This is a genomic window from Jeotgalicoccus marinus DSM 19772, assembly GCF_000425825.1.
Lineage (GTDB): Bacteria > Bacillota > Bacilli > Staphylococcales > Salinicoccaceae > Jeotgalicoccus > Jeotgalicoccus marinus.
Genome location: NZ_AUEE01000009.1, coordinates 25,194 through 48,622 on the forward strand (window position 1 = coordinate 25,194; position 23,429 = coordinate 48,622).

Genomic DNA, 23,429 nt, shown 5'->3' on the forward strand with positions numbered 1-23,429 from the left:
ACCTATTTTGTTTTAATGGAGGTACTAGGGATGGGAAAAGATATATTAGTCGGTAATGGCAGAAGAGAAGTTCCTTTTCAAGATGTATTTAAAACAATAAAAAACAATGACAGAATCATCATGTCTCAGGTTGAACCATATCATACTTTAATCGACGGAATGAACATACCGAAAGATTGTTATACAGCAATAGAAGGCCGTGAAAATGAAAGTGTCGTGATCAGTGCAGGTTTTACTGTGCAAGGGGAATTACATTTAAAAAATTTAACGATTGATTTTGGTCTTACTGATGAACGATCTGGTGAGAGAATCTATGTTGATGGTGGGAAGCTTACCTTAGAAAATGTCAAGATAATTGGAAGTAAAAGAATGGCGAGTCCAGTCTTTATCAATGGTGGTGGCGAGCTAAAAATGAAGCGTTCTGTAGTGGATAACATTGTTGAAAGAAGTTACGCTTTAGAACTCCGTGAGGATTGTAATGGTGATATTTATAAGTCAGAACTAAATGGGATTGTGGTTAATAGCTCATCACTCTTAATTGATGATTGTAAAATTACTGGCGGCGTATATGTTAAGGAAAGTTCGAGATTTATAGCAAATAAATCAACTTTAAATTTCTATGATTCGGTCGATCCTAGAAATATATATATCACTGACAGTCAAACTGATTTAAATTTATGTACGGTAATCGGTGATATCAATGATAATCCGATTAGGGGGTTTAATGCCAACCTTACTTTAACAAAGTCAGATGTTACAGATGTTAGGGCTAAGGGTTTTGGTGTTGAACTAAATGATAGTAAAGCAACCTTCGATGGCAATAAGGTTCGAGGCGTGTTTCTTAAAAATTCACAGCTCACTGAGAAGAGTTGGATGACTGTCTATGGATTTTTTGAACTCTATGCTAAGAGTCACTTTAAGGTGGAGAATTTAGCTGTGATGATTGTACCCCCTGTATATTCCATGCAGATTCATGAAAACTCAACGGTTGAAATTAAGAATTTGTCATCTCCCTATAACCCGATAATGAGAGTCGTTGACTCAGAGTTGACCATCGATAATATTCAGAGTGATTATTATCCAATCGCTGTCGATGTGTCTGGTAGTTATAAAGTAAACACTGAGGATAAAAAGACGAAGATTCAAGAATTAATGACAGATGTCGACAATAACAAAGTTGAAAATCAACAAAGTAACGAGCAACCGACTGTCAAGAAGGGGAAAGCATTAGAACAGCTTAATAATTTAATCGGTCTTGGCGAAGTAAAAGATGCTGTTAAGAAATTTATAAACTTGGCTAAAATTAACAAGGCAAAAGAGGAGAAAGGCTTACCCGTTCGTCAGTCGTCTCTTCATTCTGTCTACCTTGGAAACCCAGGAACAGGTAAAACAACAGTCGCAAGATTAGTCGGTCAAGCTTTATATGAAGAAGGTGCTTTATCGAACAATAAATTCGTTGAAGTATCTAGACAAGATCTAGTATCCGGTTATCTTGGAAAAACTACAGAAATTACTTTAGAAAAATTAAAAAGTGCCCACGGTGGAGTATTTTTCCTAGATGAAGCATACACCTTAAACAGTGAAGGCGGAACGACGAATTATGGTCAGGAAGCACTCGATACTATACTTAAATATATGGAAGATAATCGGGATGACATTATGATCATTTTTGCAGGCTATACAAAAGAGATGTATGACTTCTTTAATATGAACCCAGGTTTGAAATCTAGAATTCCACATTATTTTAAATTTGAAGATTATAGCACTGAAGAACTCGGGAAAATTGGCATTAAAGAGTTAGAAAATGAACATTATGAATTTGATCATCAAAAATATGCAAAAGAATTAAAGAAAGCTTACAGTCGCTCGACTGATGGTAGTAATGCTAGATTTGTTCGGAATTTTAATGAAAAACTTATACTAGAACAATCGAATCGGGTGGCTGAATCCGGAACCATTGAGTCAGATGACTTCTTAAAAATTACAGATGAAGATTGGACAAATCTTTTAGGTAATGAAAGTGAAGCGGTCAATAGTTTAAAAGCCTTACTTGATGAGCTCAATAGCATGACCGGATTAGATAATGTGAAAACTTTTATTAACCAATTGATTAAAGAAGCTCAGGCAAATAAAATGTTTGAAGAAAGAGGGATAGATGTCGGTAAGTCTTCCTATCACATGAGCTTTACCGGTCCCCCTGGAACAGGAAAAACGACCATTGCAAGATTGATTGCAAAATTCTTTAAAGCCCTAGACATTTTACCTGACGATAAAGTAATTGAAGTCGATCGTAGTGATCTTGTTGGATCATATATTGGTCATACAGAGAAAAACACAAGTAATGCAATTGATAGAGCAATGGGTGGGGTACTGTTTATTGATGAAGCCTACCAACTGTCCATAGAAAATAGCGATAATGACTTTGGTAAACAAGCAATTGAAACACTCATCACAGCTATGGAAAATAATCGAGAGAAATTTATTGTCATCTTTGCAGGTTACACCGCTGATATGGAACGGTTTATGTCATCAAATGAAGGTTTAAGATCAAGAGTCCCGTATACTTTAGAGTTCCCACAATTTAGTGCTGAGGAAGTTGCAGAAATTGTCGTTAATAATTTAAAGAATCAGTGGCGATTCAATGAAGATTTCTTAAGAATGGCAGTCATCAATAAATATGAGAGTTTAAAAGATCAAGAAAAGACGAGTGGACGTTACGCCCGTAACTTTACTCAAAAGCTTCTAATGATGCACAAAAATTATATAGTTAACGAGAATGTAGAACCAGATAATTTTGACTTTATTATAGATTCAACAATTTTATCAATTGTCAAAGAAGAAAGCTAATCTAATTATTTGGATTAGCTTTCTTCTTTTATACCGATAAATTGCAGCTTATTGTTAAATAACCTAGGATAAGATAGATATCCGACGATAATTGAGGCAATCGTTGCTGTCATCAGTATTAAAAAGAGTATTAAAAGTTGGTATAAGACTGCTTCTAAGGGGTCTGCACCACCTATAATGAGCCCACTCATCATTCCAGGGAGTTGTACTAGACCCATGGTTTTTTGCGATTCTATGGTCGGAATCATGCTTGTTCTGATTGCAGATTTTAAACTACCTGATACGGCACTTTTTTTGTCACCACCAAAGGATAATATTAGTTCTATAATTTCATCACTTCTTTTAACTTCTTCTTTGAATTCGCTGACAAATAGTAGAGAGAGCACCATACTGTTTCCAATAACCATCCCTGATATTGGGATGACTTCTTGAGCAGTGAAATCTATAATACCCAAGCTAAGCATAAGACTCATTGAAAGTAATTCTACCGTAATCATAGCAAGAAGAATCGTCCATGCAATACCAGGAATGCCACTGCCTTTTTTAATAACATTTTGTGTTGCGGCTAGAATCATGACAATAATCATCAATATGATGAAAATTGGGTTTTCTGCATCAAAAACAAAGGTTAGTATATAACCAATTATTAAAAGTTGGATAGTTGAACGTATAGTCGCAATGATGATGTCATTTTCTAAACCAAGTTTTAAATATAAAGTAAGTACTAGAGGGATAAGTACAAATACTAACGATAATAGTAGTTGTGTAAAAGTCATTCATACTCACCCCTCACAAAGGATTGAATATAAGTGTTATCTGATTGGTTGATAAGGCTAGCTTCACCAAATTCAAGTAAATGACCGTCTTTGAGAAACCACATATCATCACTTACACGCCGAGCTTGTTCTAAATCATGGGTAATCCAAATGGCAGTGAGTCCCACATTTTTTTGAAGTTGACAAATTAAGCGTTCAATCTCTCTCACCATACGATATTCCACGCTACTGGTTATCTCGTCAAGTAGTAAAACTTTAGGTTCATTAACTAAAGTTCTAGCGATAGAAAGCCTGCTTCTCTCACCACCAGAAAGTACTTTCACTTTTTGATTTAAATCGATATGACTAAGATCCATGCATGCTAATAGGTCTTTAGCAATGGCCGTGTCGAGCTTCTCATTAAAAATAGATTTAGGAAGATTTAAATTATCATAAACTGTTCCTTCGATCATTGGGGAGCTTTGAAAAGCCATGCCAATTTCCTTTCTTAGTTCTTTTTTATTTATCTGTTCAATATCTTGTCCTTTAAAATATATATTTCCTTGACTGGGGGACAAGAGGCTGTTGATATGCTTTAAGCATGTTGTTTTACCAGCACCACTTGGACCTACAAGGGTAGTAATCTTATTTTCTTTAAAAGATCCGGTAATATTATGCAGAATATCTTTGTGACTAACATTTTTAAATTCAATTAAAGACATGTTCCACCTCAAATTCGTTATTTACCTATATATCATATCAGTTATCTTTCATAAATAATTAAAAAATAATATTGAAAAAGAAAAAAGCCTGAGAACAGTAATAATACCAGTGTTCTCAGGCTTTCTAGTGTTTCGAAAGTGCTTATCTTGAGTAGTACTCAACGATAAGTTGTTCGTTGATTTCAGCGTTAAGTTCGCTGCGCTCTGGAAGTCTGTCAAAAGTAACTTCAAGGCTATCTTCATTGAAAGTAAGGTAGTCTGGCGTGAAGTTGCTTAATTCAACAGCTTCAGCAATGATATCTAGTTTACGTGATTTTTCACGAACACCGATAACTTGACCTGGCTTAACGATGAATGAAGGGATGTCAACGCGTTGTCCATCAACAGTGATGTGACCGTGGTTAACTAACTGACGTGCTTGACGTTGTGTACGAGCAAGACCTGCTGCACGAACGATTGCGTCTAAACGAGTCGCAAGTAAGATCATGAAGTTCTCACCGTGTACACCTTGCATTTTACCAGCACGGTTAAATAACGTACGGAATTGACGTTCGTTGATTCCGTAAAGGTAACGAAGTTTTTGTTTCTCTTGTAATTGCATACCGTACTCAGAAAGTTTAACTCTTTGAGTCGGACCATGTTGTCCTGGTGCGTAAGGACGACGTTCTAATTCTTTACCAGTGCCTGTCAAAGAAATTCCAAGACGGCGTGATTTTTTCCAGATTGAACCTGTAAAACGAGCCATATTTAGCTCCTCCTTATGTTTTTTAATTTATGCAAAAAACATCATAAGGGAATAATCTCCTAATAGGGTATACATTCTAAAGTGCCTTCGCCTCATAGCATTGGTTACACAGCACATACCTGACGCGGGGGAATGCATACTATCTAATAGTGATCATCCGCTACTTATCTGTTCATTTACACAATAAATAATAATACATGACTTAAGGTATAAAGTCAATATTAAATATATTTAATCAGCGTATCTACAAAAGCTTTTAAGCCGAGTCGATCTTCTTCTGTAAAGCGTTCTAAGATTGGTGCGTCTATGTCTAAGACACCAATACCGACACCGTCTTTATACATTGGAACAACAATTTCAGATTTACTGTTGGCATCACATGCAATATGACCAGGGAATTCACTGACATCATCGACGATGAAAATATCATTTCCTCTAAAAGCAGTACCGCATACACCTTTTCCATTTTCTATACGTACACATGCTGGTAAGCCTTGGAACGGTCCTAAGATTAATTCATTAGATTTTTCTTCATATAAATAGAAACCAACCCAGTTGATATCTTTTAGGAATGTGTTAAGTAGTGCTGAAGCATTTGATAAGTTAGCAATACGATCTGTTTCATCTGAAACTAAACCTTCTAGCATTTTGTTAAGTGTCTCATAGTCTTTTATTTCAACTTCAGTAAACATGACAACCTCCGCACTGTATTTATATAATGTGATTTTAAAGAATTATACATTTATCTGTTTTAGAACGCAATGATTTGGGCTATAATTAAGTTTATGTATAGGAGGTAAAGTGTATGTGGGTGTATATATTAATTGCGATTATTATATTAGTAATCGTTACGGCAGCTGTGCTTTTATATCTGAGGTCTGTTAAAACACAGATGGTAAATGAGCAGTACAGCAAATTAGAGGAAACAAAAAATCTTCCATTTAAATTGGATATAGACAAATTAAAAAGCTACAATCTGCACGGGGAAGCCAAGGAATTATATGATGGCTGGCAGAATGAGTGGAATGAGACTGTTAATACTCACAGTACACATGCAAGCGAGTCTTTAGAGCAGTCTAAGTTAAACATAGAGAAGTTTAAGTTTAATAAGAGTACTGAGAATAATGAAGCAGCCGGAGAAGATATTGAGCTGATTCAGGCCAAGTATGATGAACTGACTAGTGATATCGCAAGTTTCATGGAGTCTGTAGATAAGGGTAAAGAACAGTACATCGATAGTGAACGTCTATATCGTGAAGCAAAACGTGATGTGCTTGCCAATGGGCACAAGTTTGGTGAAGCCAAACAACCACTTGAAGAAGTGATTAAATCTTATGAGAATGAGACAGCTAAGTACGAAAAAATGGTCAATGATGGGAACTATATTCGTGCGAATGAGTTTATCTTTAACACCCATACAGAACTCTCGAACTTAAAAGAAAACATGGATGAGATTCCACTGTTAATTAAGGAAGTTAAAAAGGAACTGCCACAACAGTTCCAAGAACTTAGATATGGTTGTCGCGATTTAAGAGGCCAAGGTTATGACCTAGACCATATCAAAGTTGAAAATCGTCTGTCTACAATGAAGAGTAACTTAAATCGGGTAGAACCACTCGTTGCTAAGCTTGAACTTGAAGAAGCAGATACGATACTTGAAGGAATTCATGATGAATTAGACGATATGTATGCACTTGTTGAGCATGAAGTAACTGCAAAAAACAAGTTTGATCAAGAGCAAGATGTCATCAAAGATGAACTGCTTAAATCTAAGTCCTTAAACTATACGCTACGAACTGAAATTGAGTATATTAAAGAACAGTATCATATTGATGAGTCGGATGTTCAAAAAGTCTATAATTATGAAAATGAAATTGAAAATCTTACAGGTATCTTCAGTGAGATGATTAGCGAAACTGAAAAGAATACGACACGTTACAGTGCTGTTATTGAAAATATTGACTACCTTAAAAATAATGCACACACGATTTTTGAAGAGCAAAACGCCATTCAAGAACACTTAGTTAACTTACGTGAAGACGAAGCAGAAGCAGAAGAAAATCTTCAGTATGTGAATGATCGTAAAGAAAAAGTGTATCGTGATTTGATGTCTTCAAACTTAGTCAATTTACCTGAACAATTTGTTGTTATGAAGCATGAAATTGAAATGAACATTAATGACATTGAAAAAGTGTTCGAACGTCGACCTTTAAACGTCGAGTACGTCAAAGAGAAAGTCAATGACACAGTGAAGATGACAAACAAGTTTGAAGTTGAGGCGAATGCGGTTATGAGGGATTCTCAACTGACAGAATTAATGGTACAATACGGAAATAGATTCCGTAGCCAAGATCAGGCCTTAAGCCAACAACTTGATGAAGCGGAAAGATTATTTAAAGAAAATCGTTACAAACGTGCTTTTGATGTTGCAAAAGATGCAATTGAAAGTAAAGAGCCTGGTAGCGCCGCTAAAATTGAAAAACAATTTGATAAGTAAACATCATGACTTAGGATATGTCATTATCCTAAGTCATTTTAATGTGAGAGGTGACACATGATATATTTTGACAATGCAGCAACAACAAAACCATTCAAAGAAGCATTAGAAACATTTAACACGACGAGTGAAAAATATTTCTATAATACAGCAAGTATTCATCAGGCAGGTAAAAATGCAGCTAAATTGTTAGAAGCCGCACGTAAGCAAATACTTGATTTAATGTATTTACCAGACTATGATTTAGTATTTACAAGTTCGGCAACTGAATCGAATAATATTGCTATACTTAGTACCTTGAGACACAAAAAGCAATTTGGTAAAACGATTTTAACGAGTGAATTAGAACACCCAAGTATTGTTAACGTTTTGGCTGAGATGAAAGATGAAGGCTTTATCGTAAAATATATAAAGACGACATCTGTTGGTAAGATAGATTTAGAAGACTTTAAAGAAAAGTTAGATTCCGACGTCATTTTCGTAACAACGATGTCTCTAAACAATATCATTGGTAGTGTTCAGCCGATTGAACAAATGGTTAAAATATTAGAAGATTATCCAAAAGCACATTTTCATGTCGATGCGACCCAAGGAATTGGTAAGACAGATATTGATTATAAGGGCGTTGATACAATTAGTATCTCTGCTCATAAGTTCAATGGTGTAAAAGGTGCGGGTGGACTTTTTGTTAAGACCTTGAGTAATCTTCATCCGGTATTTTACGGTGGGGGACATGAGTATAATGTGAGAAGCGGTACTGTGAATTTACCAGGTATTACCGCAATGACTAAAGCGCTACGTTTAACGCTCGAAGAAGCAAGAAGTGTTAATATACGACTCAATGATTTTAATGGCCAGATTAGAGATGCCGTAAAAGATTTAAAATCTATAAAAGTCCAACCGAAAGATGCACCATATATCGTGAATATGTCCTTTGTCGGTGCTAAAGGAGAAGTAGTCGTTAATGCCTTGTCTAAAAGGGGCATATTAGTCTCAACAACAAGCGCATGCGCCTCAAGATTAGCTGAGTTAAATGAAACTTTACTTGCTTTAAAGAATCCAGATGACGTCATAGAAGGAAGTATAAGAATCTCCATGGGACACTATACGACACAAGACGATGTAGACGCATTGGTTACAGCGTTAAAATCAGTCTATGAAGAATTAGGAGATGTACTAAAATGAAATTTGATCATATATTAATTCGCTATGGTGAGTTAACCCTTAAGACAAAAAATAGAATGATGTTTGTCTATGCACTAAGAGATAGAATGAGAAAAGCCTTAAAAGGTTTTGATGTTGACGTAAAGGCAAATAGAGACCGTGCTTATATTGAAATTAACGATGAAGACCCACATCAAGTCATTGATAAGCTAATGAATATCAGTGGAATTCTTAGCACGTCACCTGTAGTTAAGATTGAAAAATCAGATGAAGCGATGAAAGAAACAGTCATGAAATTTGCTGAGAATATTAAAGCGGGTGAGACTTTTAAAATCGAAGTCAAACGTGCGGACAAAAATTATCATCTCGATACTTTTGGTGTACAACAATTACTCGGCGGTCATGTCATGTCGAATACAGAGCATATGACTGTTGATGTGAAGAATCCTGATTATAAGATCATGGTAGAAGTCAGACAAGATGCGATTTATATGTATTATGAGTCTATCAAAGGTCTCGGTGGTTTACCACTTGGTACAGGAGGTAAAGCTTTACTCATGCTCTCAGGTGGAATTGATTCACCCGTTGCAGGTATTGATGTTATGAAGCGTGGTGTAGAAATAGAAGCCATTCATTTCCACTCGCCACCGTACACGAGTCCTCAGGCGACAGATAAGGTGAAAAAACTTGTGGACATTATGAGTGACCGTACAGGTTTTGATATAAAGTTGCATATCGTACCATTCACGGAACTTCAAACAACAATATACGATAAGGTCCCGGATAACCTATCCATGACATCTACTCGACGTATCATGCTGAGAATCGCAGAACAACTAGCTAAAAATATTGGGGGAGAAGCGATTGTTAACGGAGAAAACTTAGGTCAAGTTGCATCACAGACCTTAACAAGTATGTATGCTATAAATGAAGTGACAAGTATGCCAGTCTTAAGACCCTTACTCACTTTAGAGAAAAATGACATCGTGAAGATGGCGAGAAAAATGGGGACATATGAAACATCCATTCTACCATTTGAAGATTGCTGTACAATCTTTAAGCCGAATGCACCAAAAACGAAACCGAATCTCGAATCAGTTAAGAAATTTGAGAGTGGGGTCGATTTTGATTCAATGATCGAAAAAGCTATAGAAAATATTAAAATCTATACACCGAACCACAAAGTAGAAGCTGAAGACGACTTTAGTGATTTACTGTAAGAGGTAAGATGATAATAAGAAAACCAGGTCAAATTGACCTGGTTTTCTTAATTCTATAAAAAGTTTCTCTGAGTTTTGTGCCAAAATGTATTGTTCGTAAGTTTAATTGTGTTGATAGAGTGGTCACTCAATTTTACACTAATTTTTTCAGTGTTTTGTACTGACAGTGCTTCATTATCCATACTCATTATTGGATAATACTCGATTGAATTGTCTATGACCAAAGTAATTGGTCGTTTTTTCGATAAAAGGAAGCTCGTTCCGAGTGTTCTGTGGTTATTGTTGTTCACACTACCAAGTTCAGTCACCTGCATCGCTTTAACTAGTGGATCAATAACTGCACCGCCAAGGGATTTGTTGTAGCCTGTCGATCCTGTAGGTGTGGAGATAACTAGGCCATCCCCGTTGAAATGTTCAAACAAGAAGTCATCAATATAAATATCCATCATGATGGTTCTTACTAGGTTTGATCGAATAGTAAACTCATTTAAACAATAGTTCGGCTGATTGTCATTAACCTTCACTTCAATAATAGGGTATTGACGTGTTTCAAAATTCATTGTCTCAAAGACTTCACGTATTTCAGCTAAGTTATGGTAGTTAAAATCGACGTACATATGGTTTCGGTCTTCGACTCCAATGCCGATATATAAGCAATCATCTCTAAAATCGCTCTTACGAATTGCTTGTAAAAAAGCACCGTCTGCACCAATTGATGCAATAATGTCAGCAGTGTCAGATGAATCGGCAATCTTATAACCAATATCTTCAAATAGTTGTTGTAAGTCAGTTAGTATCTTCTTTGAATTTTTATAGGTCGGTTCAAATAAATAGATGCTTTTTTTTGTCATAGGATTACTCCATTTCACTCTTTGTCTGATTATTATTAAATCTAGACTACCATAGAAAAATTAAAAGTTCTATTAGTCATCAATCTATAAACTTCATAACCTTAAATGTACCTTAAAAGATATTAGGTTTCATTGTGACGCTATTAGGGGTAATGTTATGATATCTTTGACTTAAATATAGAAAGGGTGTTTTCATGAAAAGAATTATTGCATTGGTTTCAGCAATTGCAATTGTCATTTTAGGACTTGGTGTGTCCTTTATGTCTTCTTTATGGGCAAGTGATTGGGAAGATATGTTTAATGACCTTGCATCAACTGAAGCAAGCAAATCTTCTATTCTTGAAGAAGGGGATGCAGGAAATAAAATCGCTGTATTGAACTTTGAAGGAACCATTCAGGATACTGGAGCAACTGTTGGCATGTTTGGATCGGAAGGTTATAACCATGAGTTGACGATTCAGGCGTTGAAAGATATTGCTGAAGATGACACATATAGCGGGGTACTTCTTAATGTAAACTCACCTGGTGGTGGTGTCTATGAAAGTGCTGAAATACATAAGTACTTAATGGCAGTTAAAGAAAGCGGTAAAACAATATACAGTTCGATGGGTAACATGGCCGCTTCTGGTGGCTATTATGTTTCTGCACCAGCAGATCAGATCTTTGCAACAGATCAAACGATTACTGGTTCAATTGGTGTAATCATGCAGAGCATCAACTACGGTCAGTTAGCTGAAGAACACGGGATTTCATTTGACACTTATAAGAGTGGAGAAATGAAAGATATGATGTCACCGTCTAGAGAAGCGACCGAAGAAGAACAAGAATATATTCAAAGTATTGTAGATACAATGTTCCAAGACTTCGTTGACGTCGTAGCTGAAGGTAGAGGTATGACTGAAGATGAAGTACGTGCAATCGCTGATGGTCGTATTTACCTTGGTGAGGAAGCAATTGAAAATGGACTTGTTGACCAAAATGGTCACTTCGATGATGCACTAGCTGCCTTAAAGGAAGAGCTCGGTGGGAATCCACAAGTGGTTGAGTTTGATGGAGGTTACAATTCTTCATTCCCATTTGGTGTACAGATTAAGAGTGCCATAAGTGACTTGTTCGGTGGTGGCGAGGTTAGAATGGTTCAAGAACTAATCGACAACCGACAAGGTGTTCAACCGATGTACTTATATGAATAGGAGGGAAACGTATGACTGAACAAGTAAGTATCGAACATGATGATACAAATTACATTACAGCGTTAAATAACATGACTCATGCAGGTTTCTTCCCGAGATTCATATCATACATCATTGATATTGTTGTACTTTGGGGAGTCGCTCAGTTAACCATTGTACCGCTTCTATCAATATTTGATTTAAGAAATGTTTTCTTTGGTATAGAAGCATTATCCTTAGAGAACATAGGTACAACGTTGTTATATTTTATCTATTTCACATTGATGACATTTTTCTTTAAACAAACAGTTGGTAAGATGATTCTAGGTATAAGCGTCAATTCATCTACAGGTGAAAAGTTAACATTCGCACAAACGTTTTACAGAGAAACAGTGGGACGAATTATTTCAAACTTCTTATTATACTTGCCATATCTTGCAGTCTTTTTTACCAATGCAAAGATTGGTTTACACGACTTTATAGCTGACACTTACGTTGTGAATGATAAGTACAGTAAATATTCACGTCGAATTAAAGACGAAATGTCAGCAGATACTAAATCGAATTTAAGTGAAACTTCATCGATTGATCACACAGTTGAACGAAACTTTTAAAGTGAACTGATTGATGCGAAGTCAGTCATGTAATATAATCAAGACACTAGGACTATCCGGTATATGGATAGTCCATATTTTGTGTAAAGAGGGATTTAAAATGGCTAAAACAGCAATGGAAGAAATGTATGAGAATTTAATCAATAGAGTAGAAGAAATCGTAAAAGAAAAAGAAAGTCCTAGATTAGAAGCGCTAGCAGAGGCCTTATTGCAAGTTGAAAGTAAGAGCACTTTTTCGGATAAAAGAAAAGCCTTCCAGTTTGCATATCTTTACCAAGTAAAAGAAGAGCCAGTACAGAGTAACCACCAATTAACACCTGATGCGATTGGGTACTTAGTTGCTCATATTGTAGACTTGTTCACAGATGATAATAAGAAAAATTTAGTCGATATCGGCAGTGGTACAGGCCATCTTGCAATGACGATTAAGGAAATGGTAACTGATTTAAACTTATCAGGGATTGAAGTTGATCCTGCCTTAGCAGAAATTAATGCAAATCTATGTGAGTTTTTAGAAACACCGATGTACATTCATCCACAAAATGTGATTGAGCCGAGTCGTATTCCGATGAGTAATATTGCGGTAGGGGATTTACCAGTCGGTTATTATCCACTACCAGCAGAAAAATATAAAACTGCATTTGATGCAGGTCAAAGTTACGCACATCTTTTAATGTTAGAAGCAGGTATGAATCTTATTGAAACAGATGATATTGGAATTTTTGTTGTCCCTTCGAATATACTAGAAGAAAACAATGAAACGATTAAGCAATATATTTCAGAAGATGCGACCTTACTCATGTTCTTAAACTTACCGTCAACTATATTTAAGACAGAGAAGCAACGTAAGTCACTAATCGTACTTAAAAAAGGATTCTCACCACTTGTAAATAATGAAGTTTTAATTGGAGATGTGCCTGACTTTAAAGATGCGAGTAAGATGCAGGAGTTTGTTAGACAGTTAAATGAATGGCATGAACAATACAGCAGAAAGTAGTTGAAGCTTATGACTAAAATTATTGCAATCAATGCCGGCAGTTCTTCTTTTAAATTTGAACTGTTTGAAATGTCTGAGGAACAAGAAATTGCCAGAGGACTTGTCGAACGAATCGGATTAGATCATGGTGTTTTTACGCTGTCTTATAAAGGTGGACGTGAAGTATTTGAACAAAACTTTAAAAACCATACTGAAGCGGTTAATATCATGTTAGATATTTTAGTTTCTAAAAATATTATCTCATCAATCGACGAACTCGAGGGTACTGGTCATCGTGTGGTACACGGCGGTGAAAAGTTCTCAGAGGCAACTATGATTGACGATAGTGTAGTTAGAGATATTGAAGAATTGTCAGAGTTTGCACCTCTCCATAATCCCGCGAACTTAATGGGGATTAGGGCGATGAGGGAACTTCTACCGGATGTGCCACATATCGCTGTATTCGATACATCCTTTCATCAATCTATGCCTGAGAGTTCATATTTATATAGTTTGCCTTATAAGTACTATAAGGACTATCGAATTAGAAAGTTTGGCTTCCACGGCACGAGCCATCAGTACGTGACAGAAAGAGCAGGAGAAATTTTAAAACGTCCTCTAGAAGAATTAAGGTTAATTAGTTGTCACTTGGGGAATGGTGCGAGTATTGCTGCGGTTAAGGCAGGTAAATCCATCGATACGTCAATGGGTTTCACACCACTTGCCGGTGTGACTATGGGTACACGCTCAGGTAACATTGATCCATCTCTAATTCCTTATATTATGGAAAAAACTGATAAGAGCGCAGTAGAAGTATTGAATGTTCTAAATAGAGAATCCGGTCTACTTGGTGTCAGTGGTTTCTCAAGTGACTTAAGAGATATAACCGAAGAAGCTAAAAAAGGTAATGATAGAGCGGAACTTGCCTTAGAAGTATTTAGTTCGAGTATCCACAAATATATGGGATCATACGCTGCACGTATGGGTGGGGTAGATGCCATTATCTTTACTGCAGGTGTCGGTGAAAACTCGAGTTTAATAAGAGAAAAGGTCTTAGATAGCCTTGAGTTTATGGGGGTTTACCTAGACAAAAAAACCAATGACGAAACAAGAGGTGTCGAAGCGACAATCAGTCACTCCTATTCACCTGTAAAAGTCCTTGTTATTCCAACGGCAGAAGAAGTCATGATTGCAAGAGAAGTCATGAGACTTAAATAAATTTATGCTATAGAACCACTTTCATATTTTGTGAAAGTGGTTTTGTTTGTGTTAAGGAAGGTGAAAATATACACTGGAATTGAATTAGGAATGGGGGGTTAGAATATGTCAAAGCAGTCTGTTCGTGAGTTTGAGATTTCTATATCAGAAGGAGCACTTGAAGATTTACACTATCGATTAAATCATGCACGTTTCCCTGAAGCGGAGACCGTTCCAAATGATGCTAAAGGAAAAGCCCGTTGGCGTCAAGGGGTGCCATTAAAAGAAATGATTGAACTCGTGGACTACTGGAAAAATGAATACGATTGGAGAAAATTTGAGAAGAAAATCAATCAATTTCAGAATTACAAAACAGTAATTGATGGCGTTGATATTCATTTTATACACATGGCATCAACAAGAAAAAATGCAGTCCCACTAATAATATCTCATGGATGGCCAGGGAGTGTGGTAGAATTCCTGGATATAATTAAAGCGCTGTGTGAGCCAGAATGTAAAGAAGATCCAGCTTTTCACGTTGTCGTACCATCATTACCGGGTTTCGGCTTTTCTGAACGTCCATCTGTTGAAGGTATAGGTACAGAAAAAATTGCGAGTATATGGGTGCAATTGATGCAGCGTCTTGGATATAACAAATTTTTAGCGCACGGGGGAGATTGGGGTGGCGTGATTACGACACAACTTGCTGGATTATATCCAAAAAATATCATAGGAATACATTCGACTTTCAATCAAGCTCCACCAGGAATGTCATTAGATGTACTTAGTGAAAAAGATAAGATATGGGCAGAGAATAGTTTTAATTTTTGGGGAAATAAAGCGGCTTATGCCAAGGTACAAAGCAGTCAACCTCAAACTATTGGTTATGCCTTAGTCGATTCACCAACTGGACAACTGGCCTGGATACTAGATAAGTTTTTTGAGTGGACAGATACGACCAATAGCCCTTATGAAAGAATATCTAAAGATCATATTTTAGATAATGTGACCTTGTATTATTTAACAAGGACTGCAGCTTCTTCAGCTCGGATATATTATGAAAGTCATGATGCTATTGATCCTGAACTAACAGTGGATGTTCCAACAGCACTTACCTTATATCCAAAGGATATTGAAAAATATCCTAGGGTATGGGCTGAAAAAAGATATCGCAATATTGTAGCCTGGAATGAGGCGCCAGAGGGTGGACATTTCCCATCACTTGAGGTTTCTGAGTACTTTGTTAAAGATTTAAGAAATGGACTGTCATCCATATTAGAAGTTTACAAATAAAAATCCTGCTAGAAAGGTAATGTCCTTTCAGCAGGATTTTTATATAAATTTATTTCTGGCGTTCTGTCTTGATTCTCTCTACACCTTCATGTACAAGAGGTGCGACTTTTTCACCAAAGAGTTCGATGGTTCTTAGGACTTTGTCATGTGACATGACACCGACTGGCGTTTGTAATGTAAAGCGTTCAACACCCATGTGTTCATATAAATCAACAATCTTACGGGCGACGGTTTCTGGACTACCAACATATAGCGCACCGGTTGGATCCGCCATCGCATCGAAGGCCTCTCTTGTATATGTCCCCCAACCACGCTCACGACCAAGCTTAGTCATTGACCCGGATATTGCAGGGAAGAAAAGGTCTCTGGCTTCACCATCAGTATCCCAAACAAAGCCATGAGAATTAGTAGCAACTTTTAATTTGCTTTCATCATGGCCTGCATCTTTACCCACTTGACGATAAAAATCCGCTGTTCGTTTAAATTGATAAGGACTACCACCGATAATGGCTAAGACAAGTGGCAGACCAAGCATGGCCGCACGCTGTGCAGATTGTGGTGTACCACCGCTAGCAATCCATATCGGGATTTCATCTTGTACAGTTTTAGGGAATATTTCAGCATCCTTTAATGGTGGACGATGTGTACCTTTCCAGTTTATCTTACCGCCTTTTTGCAGTTGTAAAAGTAGGTCGAGCTTTTCATCGAAAAGCGTATTGTAATCATTTAAATCGTAACCAAACAAAGGAAAAGATTCTATAAAAGACCCGCGTCCTGCCATTATCTCAGCACGGCCATTAGAGATGCAGTCTAAAGTAGCAAATCGCTCGTACACGCGTACTGGATCATCTGAAGATAAGACAGTGACACCACTAGATAGACGGATGTTTTTACTCACCGCTGCCCCAGCTGCTAATACAACATCAGGTGAGCTGACAGCATAGTCATTTCTGTGGTGTTCACCAATAGAAAAAATATCTAAACCGACTCTGTCTGCTGTCGCAATTTCTTCTACTAATTGTCGTAACCTTTCTGGATGAGTTGTTGTTTTCCCAGTGACAGGGTCTAAGCCTGCATCACCAAATGTGTTGATTCCAAGTTCCATAAGAACCTCCTGAAAATATTATTTTGAATTTGAATTAATTATACTCGATATTCTGTAAATAAAAAAGCAATGCAACTCAGAACTGAGTGCATTGCTTCAAATAATTTGATTAGCGGTGTTGTTCTATAAACTCTTCTGTAGCTACTTTTGGTTCAAAGTCTGAAGGAAGTGTTTCTGTACGAACGACTAATACGTCACATTTGGCATTACGTACAATAGCCTCAGAAACTGAACCGATTATGAAACGTTCAACAGCGTTTAGACCTGTAGAACCACAGGCAATTAAATCTGCTCCGATTTTTTCGACTGCTTTTTTAGGGATAACAGATTTTGGTGAACCATAGTCGATGATTTTATCTACAGATTCAACGCCACCTTCTAAAGCAACTTTTTCATAACCGTCGAGTAACTTTTGCGCAAACTCTTGTGCACGAGTTGAAATCGAGCGATCGTATGCTTCAACAGATGCGAAAGATCGTGTATCAATAACATTAATAATAGAAAGCTTTGCGTTGTTACGTTTAGCAACTTCGACCGCTTTTTGGAATGCCCATTCTGCTTCGTGTGAACCGTCCACTGCAACTAAGATGTTTTTGTACTGTAACATAGTTACCAACTCCATTTCCTATTCTTATTAATCTATACCACATGTATGCGGTACCAAAACTTTATTTTTTAAAGATTATTTTGGGTGCAAATATTAACTTATATGATACAATAAATTTGCTTAAGAAAAAGGGGGAAATTGTAATGATTATTGGATTACCGAAAGAAGTAAAAAACAACGAGAATAGGGTGGGACTAACACCTGGAGGCGTTTACGCTTTTGTACAGGCTGGTCACACTGTTCGCGTTGAAACAAATGCGGGAGAAGGTTCATTCTTCCACGATTCAGCATATGTAGAAATGGGTGCTGAAATCGTTGATACACCTGAAGAGGCTTGGGATGTCGATATGGTGGTCAAGGTTAAAGAACCATTAGCAGAGGAATTCGATAGAATCAAAGAAGAGTCTATCCTTTTCACATACTTACACTTAGCGCCTGAAGAAGCGTTAACACAAGTATTAGTCGATAAGAAAGTAACGGCGATTGCTTATGAAACTATTCAATTGCCAGATGGTTCATTACCATTACTCGCGCCGATGAGTGAAGTTGCAGGTCGTATGGCAACTCAAATTGGTGCAGAGCAATTAAGAGCAATCAATGGCGGTAAAGGTATTCTCTTAAGTGGTGTACCTGGTGTAGAAAAAGCGAGAGTTACAATCGTTGGTGGGGGAGCAGCGGGTACAAACGCTGCAAAAATGGCGATTGGTTTAGGCGCTGATGTGACAGTGCTTGATTTAAATCCGAAACGCTTACGTGAACTCGACGATTTATTTGGTTCAAACGTACAGACATTGATGTCTACACCATTAAATATCAAACAAGCAGTAGAAAAAAGTGATTTAGTCATTGGGGCAGTACTTATTCCAGGTGCCAAAGCACCAAAACTTGTTACTGAAGAAATGATTAAAAATATGTCACCAGGATCAGTCATTGTTGATATTGCAATTGACCAAGGTGGTATTTTCGAAACTACAGATCGTATTACAACACACGATGATCCAACATACGTAAAACATGATGTAATACACTATGCCGTGGCAAACATGCCAGGTGCGGTACCAAGAACTTCAACGAATGCTTTAACTAATGCGACTTTACAGTATGGACTTTTAATTGCGAACAACGGTTACAAAGAAGCTGTAGCTAAAAACCCGGTTATCGCTGGAGGTTTCAATACTTTCCAAGGTCACATTACTTATAAAGCAGTTGCTGAAGCACAAGGTAAAGAATATAAAGATATCTTAGAGTTATTAGGATAAGTACTATAAATAAGAACGCGGTGGTGTCGATGGGAGTCCACCGCTTTTTTGAGTTTATCGAGTGAATGGTGGTGGGTTTTGAGTGGGCTTGGTGGGTGGATGGTTGAGTAAGTGATTGCGCCGCTTCGAACCAAAAACGAAGCTGATGAATTGCGTGAGCACCGCTTCGAACTGAAAACGAAGCTGACGCAAAATGAAAAGTCCCCTTAACAAAGCCCCAACATCACTTATTACTTACATCTCATCAATCACACAGACATCAAAGGGAATACTTTTCTTTAAAGCTTCTAGTTGTTCGGCTTTAATTAAAGGAATAATTGAAATTCGTTTTTTTACGTGCATCTTCAGCTTAGCTAGAGGCTGTAAGGCTTTAAAATCACTCAAATCTATTTCTCTTAAATCATATATAATGCCGGAAACATCGTTGTCGATAAAGACCTCGGCTAAGCGGCTATGTAAAAAGTAAGGGACCTTTGTAAATGCGGGTCCAATAATAAAGTGACAGTTACGAATTTCATTTGATAGGGTACTTAACAAAGCTTCGTTCACATCGTGATAATCACGGGTAAAGATCTGATCGACAATAAAGCCATCGACCTCATTTGCTCTGATTGTTTCAATCAATGTATTTTCTAACATAAAAGCATCTGTCTCGTAATTGTTGTTTATAGACATGTAGATTTCAGCTTGTGGTGTTAATGCTTTTTGCATAGAGATTAAAACACTGTTGGGTGCATTAAAATCTGACTGACTAAATAAAACATGGTCGTAAGCTAGTGAAAGGTTATGGCTAAGTGTAATTTGTTTCAACATAATTCTCCTTTACATTTATGATTAGAACTTAATTTTTTAGGGAATGGATAATTATTAAACATTTTCTATAGGAGTGAAAATAATGACTGTAAAATTTCATGGACATGCAGTACTATCATTTTCTAATAACGATTCAAATGTAATTATTGATCCATTTATAAATGGTAATGAATTAACTGATTTAAGGGTTGAAGATGTCAAAGCAGATTATATTATTTTAACACATGGTCATAATGACCATGTGGGTGATACGATTGAAATTGCAAAAAATAATGACTCTACTATCATCGCACCTGTAGAGCTCGCTGACTACCTTGAAGGACAGGGCCTAAACGCTATCGGTATGAACGTTGGTGGTGAAGGTGAGTTTGAATTTGGTTCGATTAAATTTGTTCATGCCTTCCACACATCAAGTTTTACAGATGACGACGGTGTCATCAATTATACTGGCGAATCCATGGGACTCATTCTGAAGATTAATGGAAAAACAGTATACGTGACTGGGGACACAGGTATCTTTGGTGACATGGAATTGATTTCTAAATTGAATGGGCCAATTGATGTGTGCTTCATTCCAATCGGTGGCCATTTTACTATGGGTATTGATGATGCGGTTTATGCAATTAACAACTTCATTAAACCCACTATTGTTGTACCGACGCATTATGATACTTTCCCACCAATTAAGGCGGACCCTGAAGTATTTAAAGATAAGGTCAACACAAACTGTCAAATCCTAAAACCAGGTGAAGCAGTTCAATACTCATAAACCATAATTTATTTTAACCGGAAGCTCAAGCTTTCGGTTTTTTGTTTTCGGACTTTCTATTTACATGCTATGATAAATTTAAGCTGAATTAATGGAAAAGGTGAACTTATGTCTAAACACGATGAAATTTTAAAGTATATCAGAGGTCTAAGGGAAGGTAGCAGTCTATCAGTCAGACAGATATCTGCCTACATGGGTGTCTCCTTAGGCACAAGTTACCGTGCAATCAAGCAAGCTGAAGAGGACGGACTAGTGAAGACCGTTGAGCGCGTCGGGACTTTTAGAATTGTCCAAAGAGAGCTAAAGAATCACGGTAAGATTATGTTTAGAGAAGTGAACCGTGTCATCCAAGGGACCGTTTTAAGCGGGGATAACTATCTCGATAAAGAAATATCAAGAATTTTAATCGGTGCCATGCAGACTGAGGACATTGTAAAATATTTAGAACCCAACGGTTTATTAATTGTCGGGAACCGTGAAAAATCTCAGAGAAGTGCTTTAGAAAACGGAGTGGGTTTACTTATTACTGGTGGCTTTGGCACAGGGAAGGAAATATTAGAACTTGCTGAAGAAAAACAATTACCCGTGATATCGACCACACACGATACTTTTACATGTGCATCAATTATTCATCGTGAAGTGTATAGTTTATCATTATCACAAAATATTGTTACAGCCGGGCGATTGATGGTAAAACAACCTCAGTATACCGTAGATATCAAAGATCTTGGTACTGAAATTCACCCTGAAGATAAGAATATGATATTACTTGATGGCAATCGATTTGTCGGTGCAATCCGAGCAAAGGATTTACCAGAAATGACTGCTCAAAATTACACTTCTTATTTACTACCGGATTATAGTGCTGAAGAAGATACAACGGTCTTATCACTCAGACAAATTATGTCCTGGCATCAATTAAATACAATACCCGTTGTAGAGTCAGGTGATTATAGAGGCATTGTTCACCGCAGAGAAGTATTTAAAAATATCTCATCTAGAAATTTAAAATCTGGCATGTCGACTGACCAGCTTATCGACCGTGAAATTCAAATCGATAGCCATAAGATTAAGATTCGGGTCATGCCATTTATGACAGATGAATATGGATCACTTTCACAGGCGAACTTTATGCGTCTAGCAGAACGATTGATACTCGTCGTGTTACAAGAAAACAATATACACAGTTATCACATCGATACTTATAATATAATGAACTTTAAAGTGGTCCAACTCTATCAAGAAATTGAGTTACTCGGACAAATCATAGACAAGGGTGAGCAATTTATACGTCTTGAGATTGTCTTGAATATTCAAGGTGAAGCTTATTCAAAAGCAACTTTCCTTATCCAACATTTCAATGAAAAATAAAAAGGCTTCCGGACAAACCGGAAGCCTTATGTATTAGCTACGCTTTTTCTTTTTCGCCTGATTCTTTTTCATCGCTTCAAATTCTTGCCATGCTTTTTCTTCTATCGGTAAGTTACCTTTAAAATACTTGCGTGCTTTATTGAAATAATTAAGCTGGAAGCCACCAAAAATAATGAACAATCCACCGATTAAATATGCAACAAAGGTGTGGAATTGGACGATGGTATTTAATCCGAAGACAATCATGAATAAAGCGAGCCATATCCGAGAGATGCTATTATAGTAAGCACCTCGAACGTCTCTTATCGTTCGTATTTTACGAACTTTAAAGACGACGAAGAGAATAAATGTAACAACAATTGCTGTAACTAAAAATGAAACAACAAAAGAATATAAGAATTCCATCCGATACAACTCCAATCTCTTATGTAGTATAATTGATTGATGAATGTAAGTAAATTATTAATGAGGAGTTTTACTATTGTTAAAAGAATTGACGCAGAATTTAAGTGAGTTAAATAGTAAAGCAAAGGACGTTTTAACACTAATTGAACAACATGATCAAATTGTGATTTTAAGACATCAAAAGCCAGATCCGGATGCCTACGGTGCACAACTTGGTTTACGTAACTACTTAAGAAATAAATATAAAGATAAGGACATCATTGCACTTGGTGGCTTAGAACCTTCTCTGGATTTTTTAGGAGAAATGGACGAAGAAAAACCCCTGAACTCACCACTTATTATCGCAGTGGATACAGCAAATCTCGACCGTTTAGATGGCACAGTAGAAGCAGGTAATAAGTTAGTAAAAATTGACCATCATCCTGATGTTGAGCCATTTGGAGATTTGTCGATTGTTGAGACAGCTGTTTCTTCTGCAAGTGAACTGCTCTATTTGTTGATGGATTTATGGGATACTCATCCTATAGATAATGAAGTAGCAGCCTGTCTATACATGGGTATTGTCGGAGACACCGGTCGCTTTTTATATAACAATACAAGTCCTTTAACATTTCAAGTTGCTTCTAGATTAATCGCTTTTGATTTTGACGCAGCTAAGTTAAATAATCAGATGCATCAGTCCACAAAGAAAGCCTTTATGTATAAGGGTTGGTTGATAAGTCAAGCTGTCTTCTTAGACTCCGGTATTGCCTATACTTATGTCCCTGAAGAAGTTATTAAAGAATTCGATCTCTCTATGTCAGAAGCAGGATTAGACGTCAACATATTTAGAGATATAGACGAAGTGAAAGTATGGTTCCTAGCCTTAGAAGATAAAGACCAGATTAGAATACGATTACGCTCTAAAGAGATCGTAATTAATGACATCGCCGGGGAATTTGGCGGTGGTGGTCATCCACTTGCCAGTGGGATTAGAGTAAGTGACAAAGATGAGCTCGAGGCGTTGATTGAACGAATAGAAGAAAAACTAGTATAGGGTGTGTCTGT

Annotated in this window: 22 protein-coding genes; 13 read left to right on the forward strand and 9 right to left on the reverse strand. The window is 36.9% G+C overall.

Annotation, left to right across the window (positions count from 1 at the left end; translation table 11 throughout):
- The first annotated feature begins 30 nt into the window (after nucleotides 1-30).
- A complete protein-coding gene (locus H624_RS11710) occupies nucleotides 31-2,847 on the forward strand; it encodes an AAA family ATPase (RefSeq protein ID WP_051220506.1) in 2,817 nt (938 codons plus the stop codon).
- Nucleotides 2,848-2,861: 14 nt separating this feature from the next.
- Here the strand turns inward: H624_RS11710 and H624_RS0106300 are convergent, their stop codons facing one another.
- The 4 genes from H624_RS0106300 to H624_RS0106315 all read right to left on the reverse strand — a co-directional run bounded on the left by H624_RS0106300 (nucleotide 2,862) and on the right by H624_RS0106315 (nucleotide 5,761).
- On the reverse strand, nucleotides 2,862-3,623 hold the full coding sequence (locus tag H624_RS0106300; RefSeq protein WP_026866835.1) for an ABC transporter permease: 762 nt from the start codon (nucleotides 3,621-3,623) through the stop codon (nucleotides 2,862-2,864).
- The gene (locus tag H624_RS0106305; protein WP_026866836.1) at nucleotides 3,620-4,324 is read right to left on the reverse strand and encodes an ABC transporter ATP-binding protein; all 705 of its coding nucleotides are present in this window, start codon (nucleotides 4,322-4,324) and stop codon (nucleotides 3,620-3,622) included. The genes H624_RS0106300 and H624_RS0106305 overlap by 4 nt, the downstream gene beginning before the upstream one ends.
- A 142-nt stretch (nucleotides 4,325-4,466) precedes the next feature.
- Complete coding sequence (gene rpsD, locus H624_RS0106310; protein ID WP_026866837.1) at nucleotides 4,467-5,069, reverse strand: 30S ribosomal protein S4; 603 nt, start codon at nucleotides 5,067-5,069, stop codon at nucleotides 4,467-4,469.
- Between the two features lie 221 nt (nucleotides 5,070-5,290).
- Complete coding sequence (locus H624_RS0106315; protein ID WP_026866838.1) at nucleotides 5,291-5,761, reverse strand: GAF domain-containing protein; 471 nt, start codon at nucleotides 5,759-5,761, stop codon at nucleotides 5,291-5,293.
- A 113-nt stretch (nucleotides 5,762-5,874) separates the two neighbouring features.
- On the opposite strand from H624_RS0106315, the gene H624_RS0106320 reads away from it, so the two are divergent.
- From H624_RS0106320 to thiI, 3 genes are read left to right on the forward strand one after another with little or no spacing between them, the layout of a single operon-like run.
- On the forward strand, nucleotides 5,875-7,566 hold the full coding sequence (locus H624_RS0106320; RefSeq protein WP_026866839.1) for a septation ring formation regulator EzrA: 1,692 nt from the start codon (nucleotides 5,875-5,877) through the stop codon (nucleotides 7,564-7,566).
- Nucleotides 7,567-7,623: 57 nt separating this feature from the next.
- Nucleotides 7,624-8,751 (forward strand): cysteine desulfurase family protein, encoded by a 1,128-nt coding sequence (locus H624_RS0106325; protein ID WP_026866840.1) that lies wholly within the window; start codon nucleotides 7,624-7,626, stop codon nucleotides 8,749-8,751.
- The gene (gene thiI, locus H624_RS0106330; protein WP_026866841.1) at nucleotides 8,748-9,950 is read left to right on the forward strand and encodes a tRNA uracil 4-sulfurtransferase ThiI; all 1,203 of its coding nucleotides are present in this window, start codon (nucleotides 8,748-8,750) and stop codon (nucleotides 9,948-9,950) included. Before H624_RS0106325 ends, thiI begins: the two co-directional genes overlap by 4 nt.
- Before the next feature lie 53 nt (nucleotides 9,951-10,003).
- On the opposite strand, the gene H624_RS0106335 is transcribed toward thiI, so the two are convergent.
- On the reverse strand, nucleotides 10,004-10,801 hold the full coding sequence (locus tag H624_RS0106335; protein ID WP_026866842.1) for an NAD kinase: 798 nt from the start codon (nucleotides 10,799-10,801) through the stop codon (nucleotides 10,004-10,006).
- A 194-nt stretch (nucleotides 10,802-10,995) separates the two neighbouring features.
- Here H624_RS0106335 and sppA point away from each other — a divergent pair, with 194 nt between their 5' ends.
- The 5 genes from sppA to H624_RS0106360 all read left to right on the forward strand — a co-directional run bounded on the left by sppA (nucleotide 10,996) and on the right by H624_RS0106360 (nucleotide 16,053).
- Complete coding sequence (sppA, locus tag H624_RS0106340; RefSeq protein WP_026866843.1) at nucleotides 10,996-11,994, forward strand: signal peptide peptidase SppA; 999 nt, start codon at nucleotides 10,996-10,998, stop codon at nucleotides 11,992-11,994.
- Nucleotides 11,995-12,005: 11 nt separating this feature from the next.
- The gene (locus tag H624_RS11715) at nucleotides 12,006-12,587 is read left to right on the forward strand and encodes an RDD family protein (RefSeq protein ID WP_051220507.1); all 582 of its coding nucleotides are present in this window, start codon (nucleotides 12,006-12,008) and stop codon (nucleotides 12,585-12,587) included.
- A 100-nt stretch (nucleotides 12,588-12,687) separates the two neighbouring features.
- The gene (locus tag H624_RS0106350; protein WP_026866844.1) at nucleotides 12,688-13,584 is read left to right on the forward strand and encodes a class I SAM-dependent methyltransferase; all 897 of its coding nucleotides are present in this window, start codon (nucleotides 12,688-12,690) and stop codon (nucleotides 13,582-13,584) included.
- Nucleotides 13,585-13,593: 9 nt separating this feature from the next.
- Nucleotides 13,594-14,781 carry an acetate kinase gene (locus tag H624_RS0106355; protein ID WP_026866845.1) on the forward strand — a complete coding sequence of 396 codons (1,188 nt, stop codon included), beginning with the start codon at nucleotides 13,594-13,596 and terminating at the stop codon, nucleotides 14,779-14,781.
- Between the two features lie 105 nt (nucleotides 14,782-14,886).
- Complete coding sequence (locus H624_RS0106360; protein ID WP_026866846.1) at nucleotides 14,887-16,053, forward strand: epoxide hydrolase family protein; 1,167 nt, start codon at nucleotides 14,887-14,889, stop codon at nucleotides 16,051-16,053.
- A gap of 49 nt (nucleotides 16,054-16,102) precedes the next feature.
- On the opposite strand, the gene H624_RS0106365 is transcribed toward H624_RS0106360, so the two are convergent.
- Together H624_RS0106365 and H624_RS0106370 are read right to left on the reverse strand one after the other, a co-directional pair.
- Nucleotides 16,103-17,158, reverse strand: a complete 1,056-nt coding sequence (locus H624_RS0106365) for an LLM class flavin-dependent oxidoreductase (protein ID WP_026866847.1) — start codon at nucleotides 17,156-17,158, stop codon at nucleotides 16,103-16,105.
- A gap of 109 nt (nucleotides 17,159-17,267) precedes the next feature.
- A complete protein-coding gene (locus H624_RS0106370) occupies nucleotides 17,268-17,765 on the reverse strand; it encodes a universal stress protein (RefSeq protein WP_026866848.1) in 498 nt (165 codons plus the stop codon).
- 143 nt (nucleotides 17,766-17,908) lie between these two features.
- On the opposite strand from H624_RS0106370, the gene ald reads away from it, so the two are divergent.
- Nucleotides 17,909-19,024 (forward strand): alanine dehydrogenase, encoded by a 1,116-nt coding sequence (gene ald, locus H624_RS0106375; RefSeq protein WP_026866849.1) that lies wholly within the window; start codon nucleotides 17,909-17,911, stop codon nucleotides 19,022-19,024.
- Nucleotides 19,025-19,258: 234 nt separating this feature from the next.
- On the opposite strand, the gene H624_RS0106385 is transcribed toward ald, so the two are convergent.
- Nucleotides 19,259-19,834 carry a hypothetical protein gene (locus tag H624_RS0106385; protein ID WP_026866850.1) on the reverse strand — a complete coding sequence of 192 codons (576 nt, stop codon included), beginning with the start codon at nucleotides 19,832-19,834 and terminating at the stop codon, nucleotides 19,259-19,261.
- 85 nt (nucleotides 19,835-19,919) lie between these two features.
- Between H624_RS0106385 and H624_RS0106390 the strand changes: the two genes are divergently transcribed.
- Nucleotides 19,920-20,606 (forward strand): metal-dependent hydrolase, encoded by a 687-nt coding sequence (locus H624_RS0106390; protein WP_026866851.1) that lies wholly within the window; start codon nucleotides 19,920-19,922, stop codon nucleotides 20,604-20,606.
- 108 nt (nucleotides 20,607-20,714) lie between these two features.
- Nucleotides 20,715-21,977, forward strand: a complete 1,263-nt coding sequence (locus tag H624_RS0106395) for a DRTGG domain-containing protein (protein ID WP_026866852.1) — start codon at nucleotides 20,715-20,717, stop codon at nucleotides 21,975-21,977.
- A gap of 33 nt (nucleotides 21,978-22,010) precedes the next feature.
- Here H624_RS0106395 and H624_RS0106400 read toward each other — a convergent pair whose 3' ends face one another.
- Complete coding sequence (locus H624_RS0106400) at nucleotides 22,011-22,382, reverse strand: YtpI family protein (RefSeq protein ID WP_026866853.1); 372 nt, start codon at nucleotides 22,380-22,382, stop codon at nucleotides 22,011-22,013.
- Between the two features lie 76 nt (nucleotides 22,383-22,458).
- On the opposite strand from H624_RS0106400, the gene H624_RS0106405 reads away from it, so the two are divergent.
- Entirely contained in the window at nucleotides 22,459-23,418 is a 960-nt protein-coding gene (locus H624_RS0106405; protein ID WP_051220508.1) for a DHH family phosphoesterase, read from the forward strand.
- The last annotated feature ends 11 nt before the right edge of the window (nucleotides 23,419-23,429 follow it).

What these genes read in the sequence shown, in the direction of transcription:
- H624_RS0106335 (WP_026866842.1), bottom strand. Translation starts at nt 10,801, where the DNA reads ATGACAAAAAAAAGCATCTATTTATTTGAACCGACCTATAAAAATTCA.
- H624_RS0106395 (WP_026866852.1), top strand. Translation starts at nt 20,715, where the DNA reads ATGTCTAAACACGATGAAATTTTAAAGTATATCAGAGGTCTAAGGGAA.
- H624_RS0106400 (WP_026866853.1), bottom strand. Translation starts at nt 22,382, where the DNA reads ATGGAATTCTTATATTCTTTTGTTGTTTCATTTTTAGTTACAGCAATT.
- sppA (WP_026866843.1), top strand. Translation starts at nt 10,996, where the DNA reads ATGAAAAGAATTATTGCATTGGTTTCAGCAATTGCAATTGTCATTTTA.
- H624_RS0106370 (WP_026866848.1), bottom strand. Translation starts at nt 17,765, where the DNA reads ATGTTACAGTACAAAAACATCTTAGTTGCAGTGGACGGTTCACACGAA.
- H624_RS0106360 (WP_026866846.1), top strand. Translation starts at nt 14,887, where the DNA reads ATGTCAAAGCAGTCTGTTCGTGAGTTTGAGATTTCTATATCAGAAGGA.
- ald (WP_026866849.1), top strand. Translation starts at nt 17,909, where the DNA reads ATGATTATTGGATTACCGAAAGAAGTAAAAAACAACGAGAATAGGGTG.
- H624_RS0106320 (WP_026866839.1), top strand. Translation starts at nt 5,875, where the DNA reads ATGTGGGTGTATATATTAATTGCGATTATTATATTAGTAATCGTTACG.
- H624_RS0106390 (WP_026866851.1), top strand. Translation starts at nt 19,920, where the DNA reads ATGACTGTAAAATTTCATGGACATGCAGTACTATCATTTTCTAATAAC.
- thiI (WP_026866841.1), top strand. Translation starts at nt 8,748, where the DNA reads ATGAAATTTGATCATATATTAATTCGCTATGGTGAGTTAACCCTTAAG.
- H624_RS0106300 (WP_026866835.1), bottom strand. Translation starts at nt 3,623, where the DNA reads ATGACTTTTACACAACTACTATTATCGTTAGTATTTGTACTTATCCCT.
- H624_RS0106365 (WP_026866847.1), bottom strand. Translation starts at nt 17,158, where the DNA reads ATGGAACTTGGAATCAACACATTTGGTGATGCAGGCTTAGACCCTGTC.
- H624_RS11715 (WP_051220507.1), top strand. Translation starts at nt 12,006, where the DNA reads ATGACTGAACAAGTAAGTATCGAACATGATGATACAAATTACATTACA.
- H624_RS0106355 (WP_026866845.1), top strand. Translation starts at nt 13,594, where the DNA reads ATGACTAAAATTATTGCAATCAATGCCGGCAGTTCTTCTTTTAAATTT.
- H624_RS0106305 (WP_026866836.1), bottom strand. Translation starts at nt 4,324, where the DNA reads ATGTCTTTAATTGAATTTAAAAATGTTAGTCACAAAGATATTCTGCAT.
- H624_RS0106315 (WP_026866838.1), bottom strand. Translation starts at nt 5,761, where the DNA reads ATGTTTACTGAAGTTGAAATAAAAGACTATGAGACACTTAACAAAATG.
- H624_RS0106325 (WP_026866840.1), top strand. Translation starts at nt 7,624, where the DNA reads ATGATATATTTTGACAATGCAGCAACAACAAAACCATTCAAAGAAGCA.
- H624_RS0106350 (WP_026866844.1), top strand. Translation starts at nt 12,688, where the DNA reads ATGGCTAAAACAGCAATGGAAGAAATGTATGAGAATTTAATCAATAGA.
- rpsD (WP_026866837.1), bottom strand. Translation starts at nt 5,069, where the DNA reads ATGGCTCGTTTTACAGGTTCAATCTGGAAAAAATCACGCCGTCTTGGA.
- H624_RS11710 (WP_051220506.1), top strand. Translation starts at nt 31, where the DNA reads ATGGGAAAAGATATATTAGTCGGTAATGGCAGAAGAGAAGTTCCTTTT.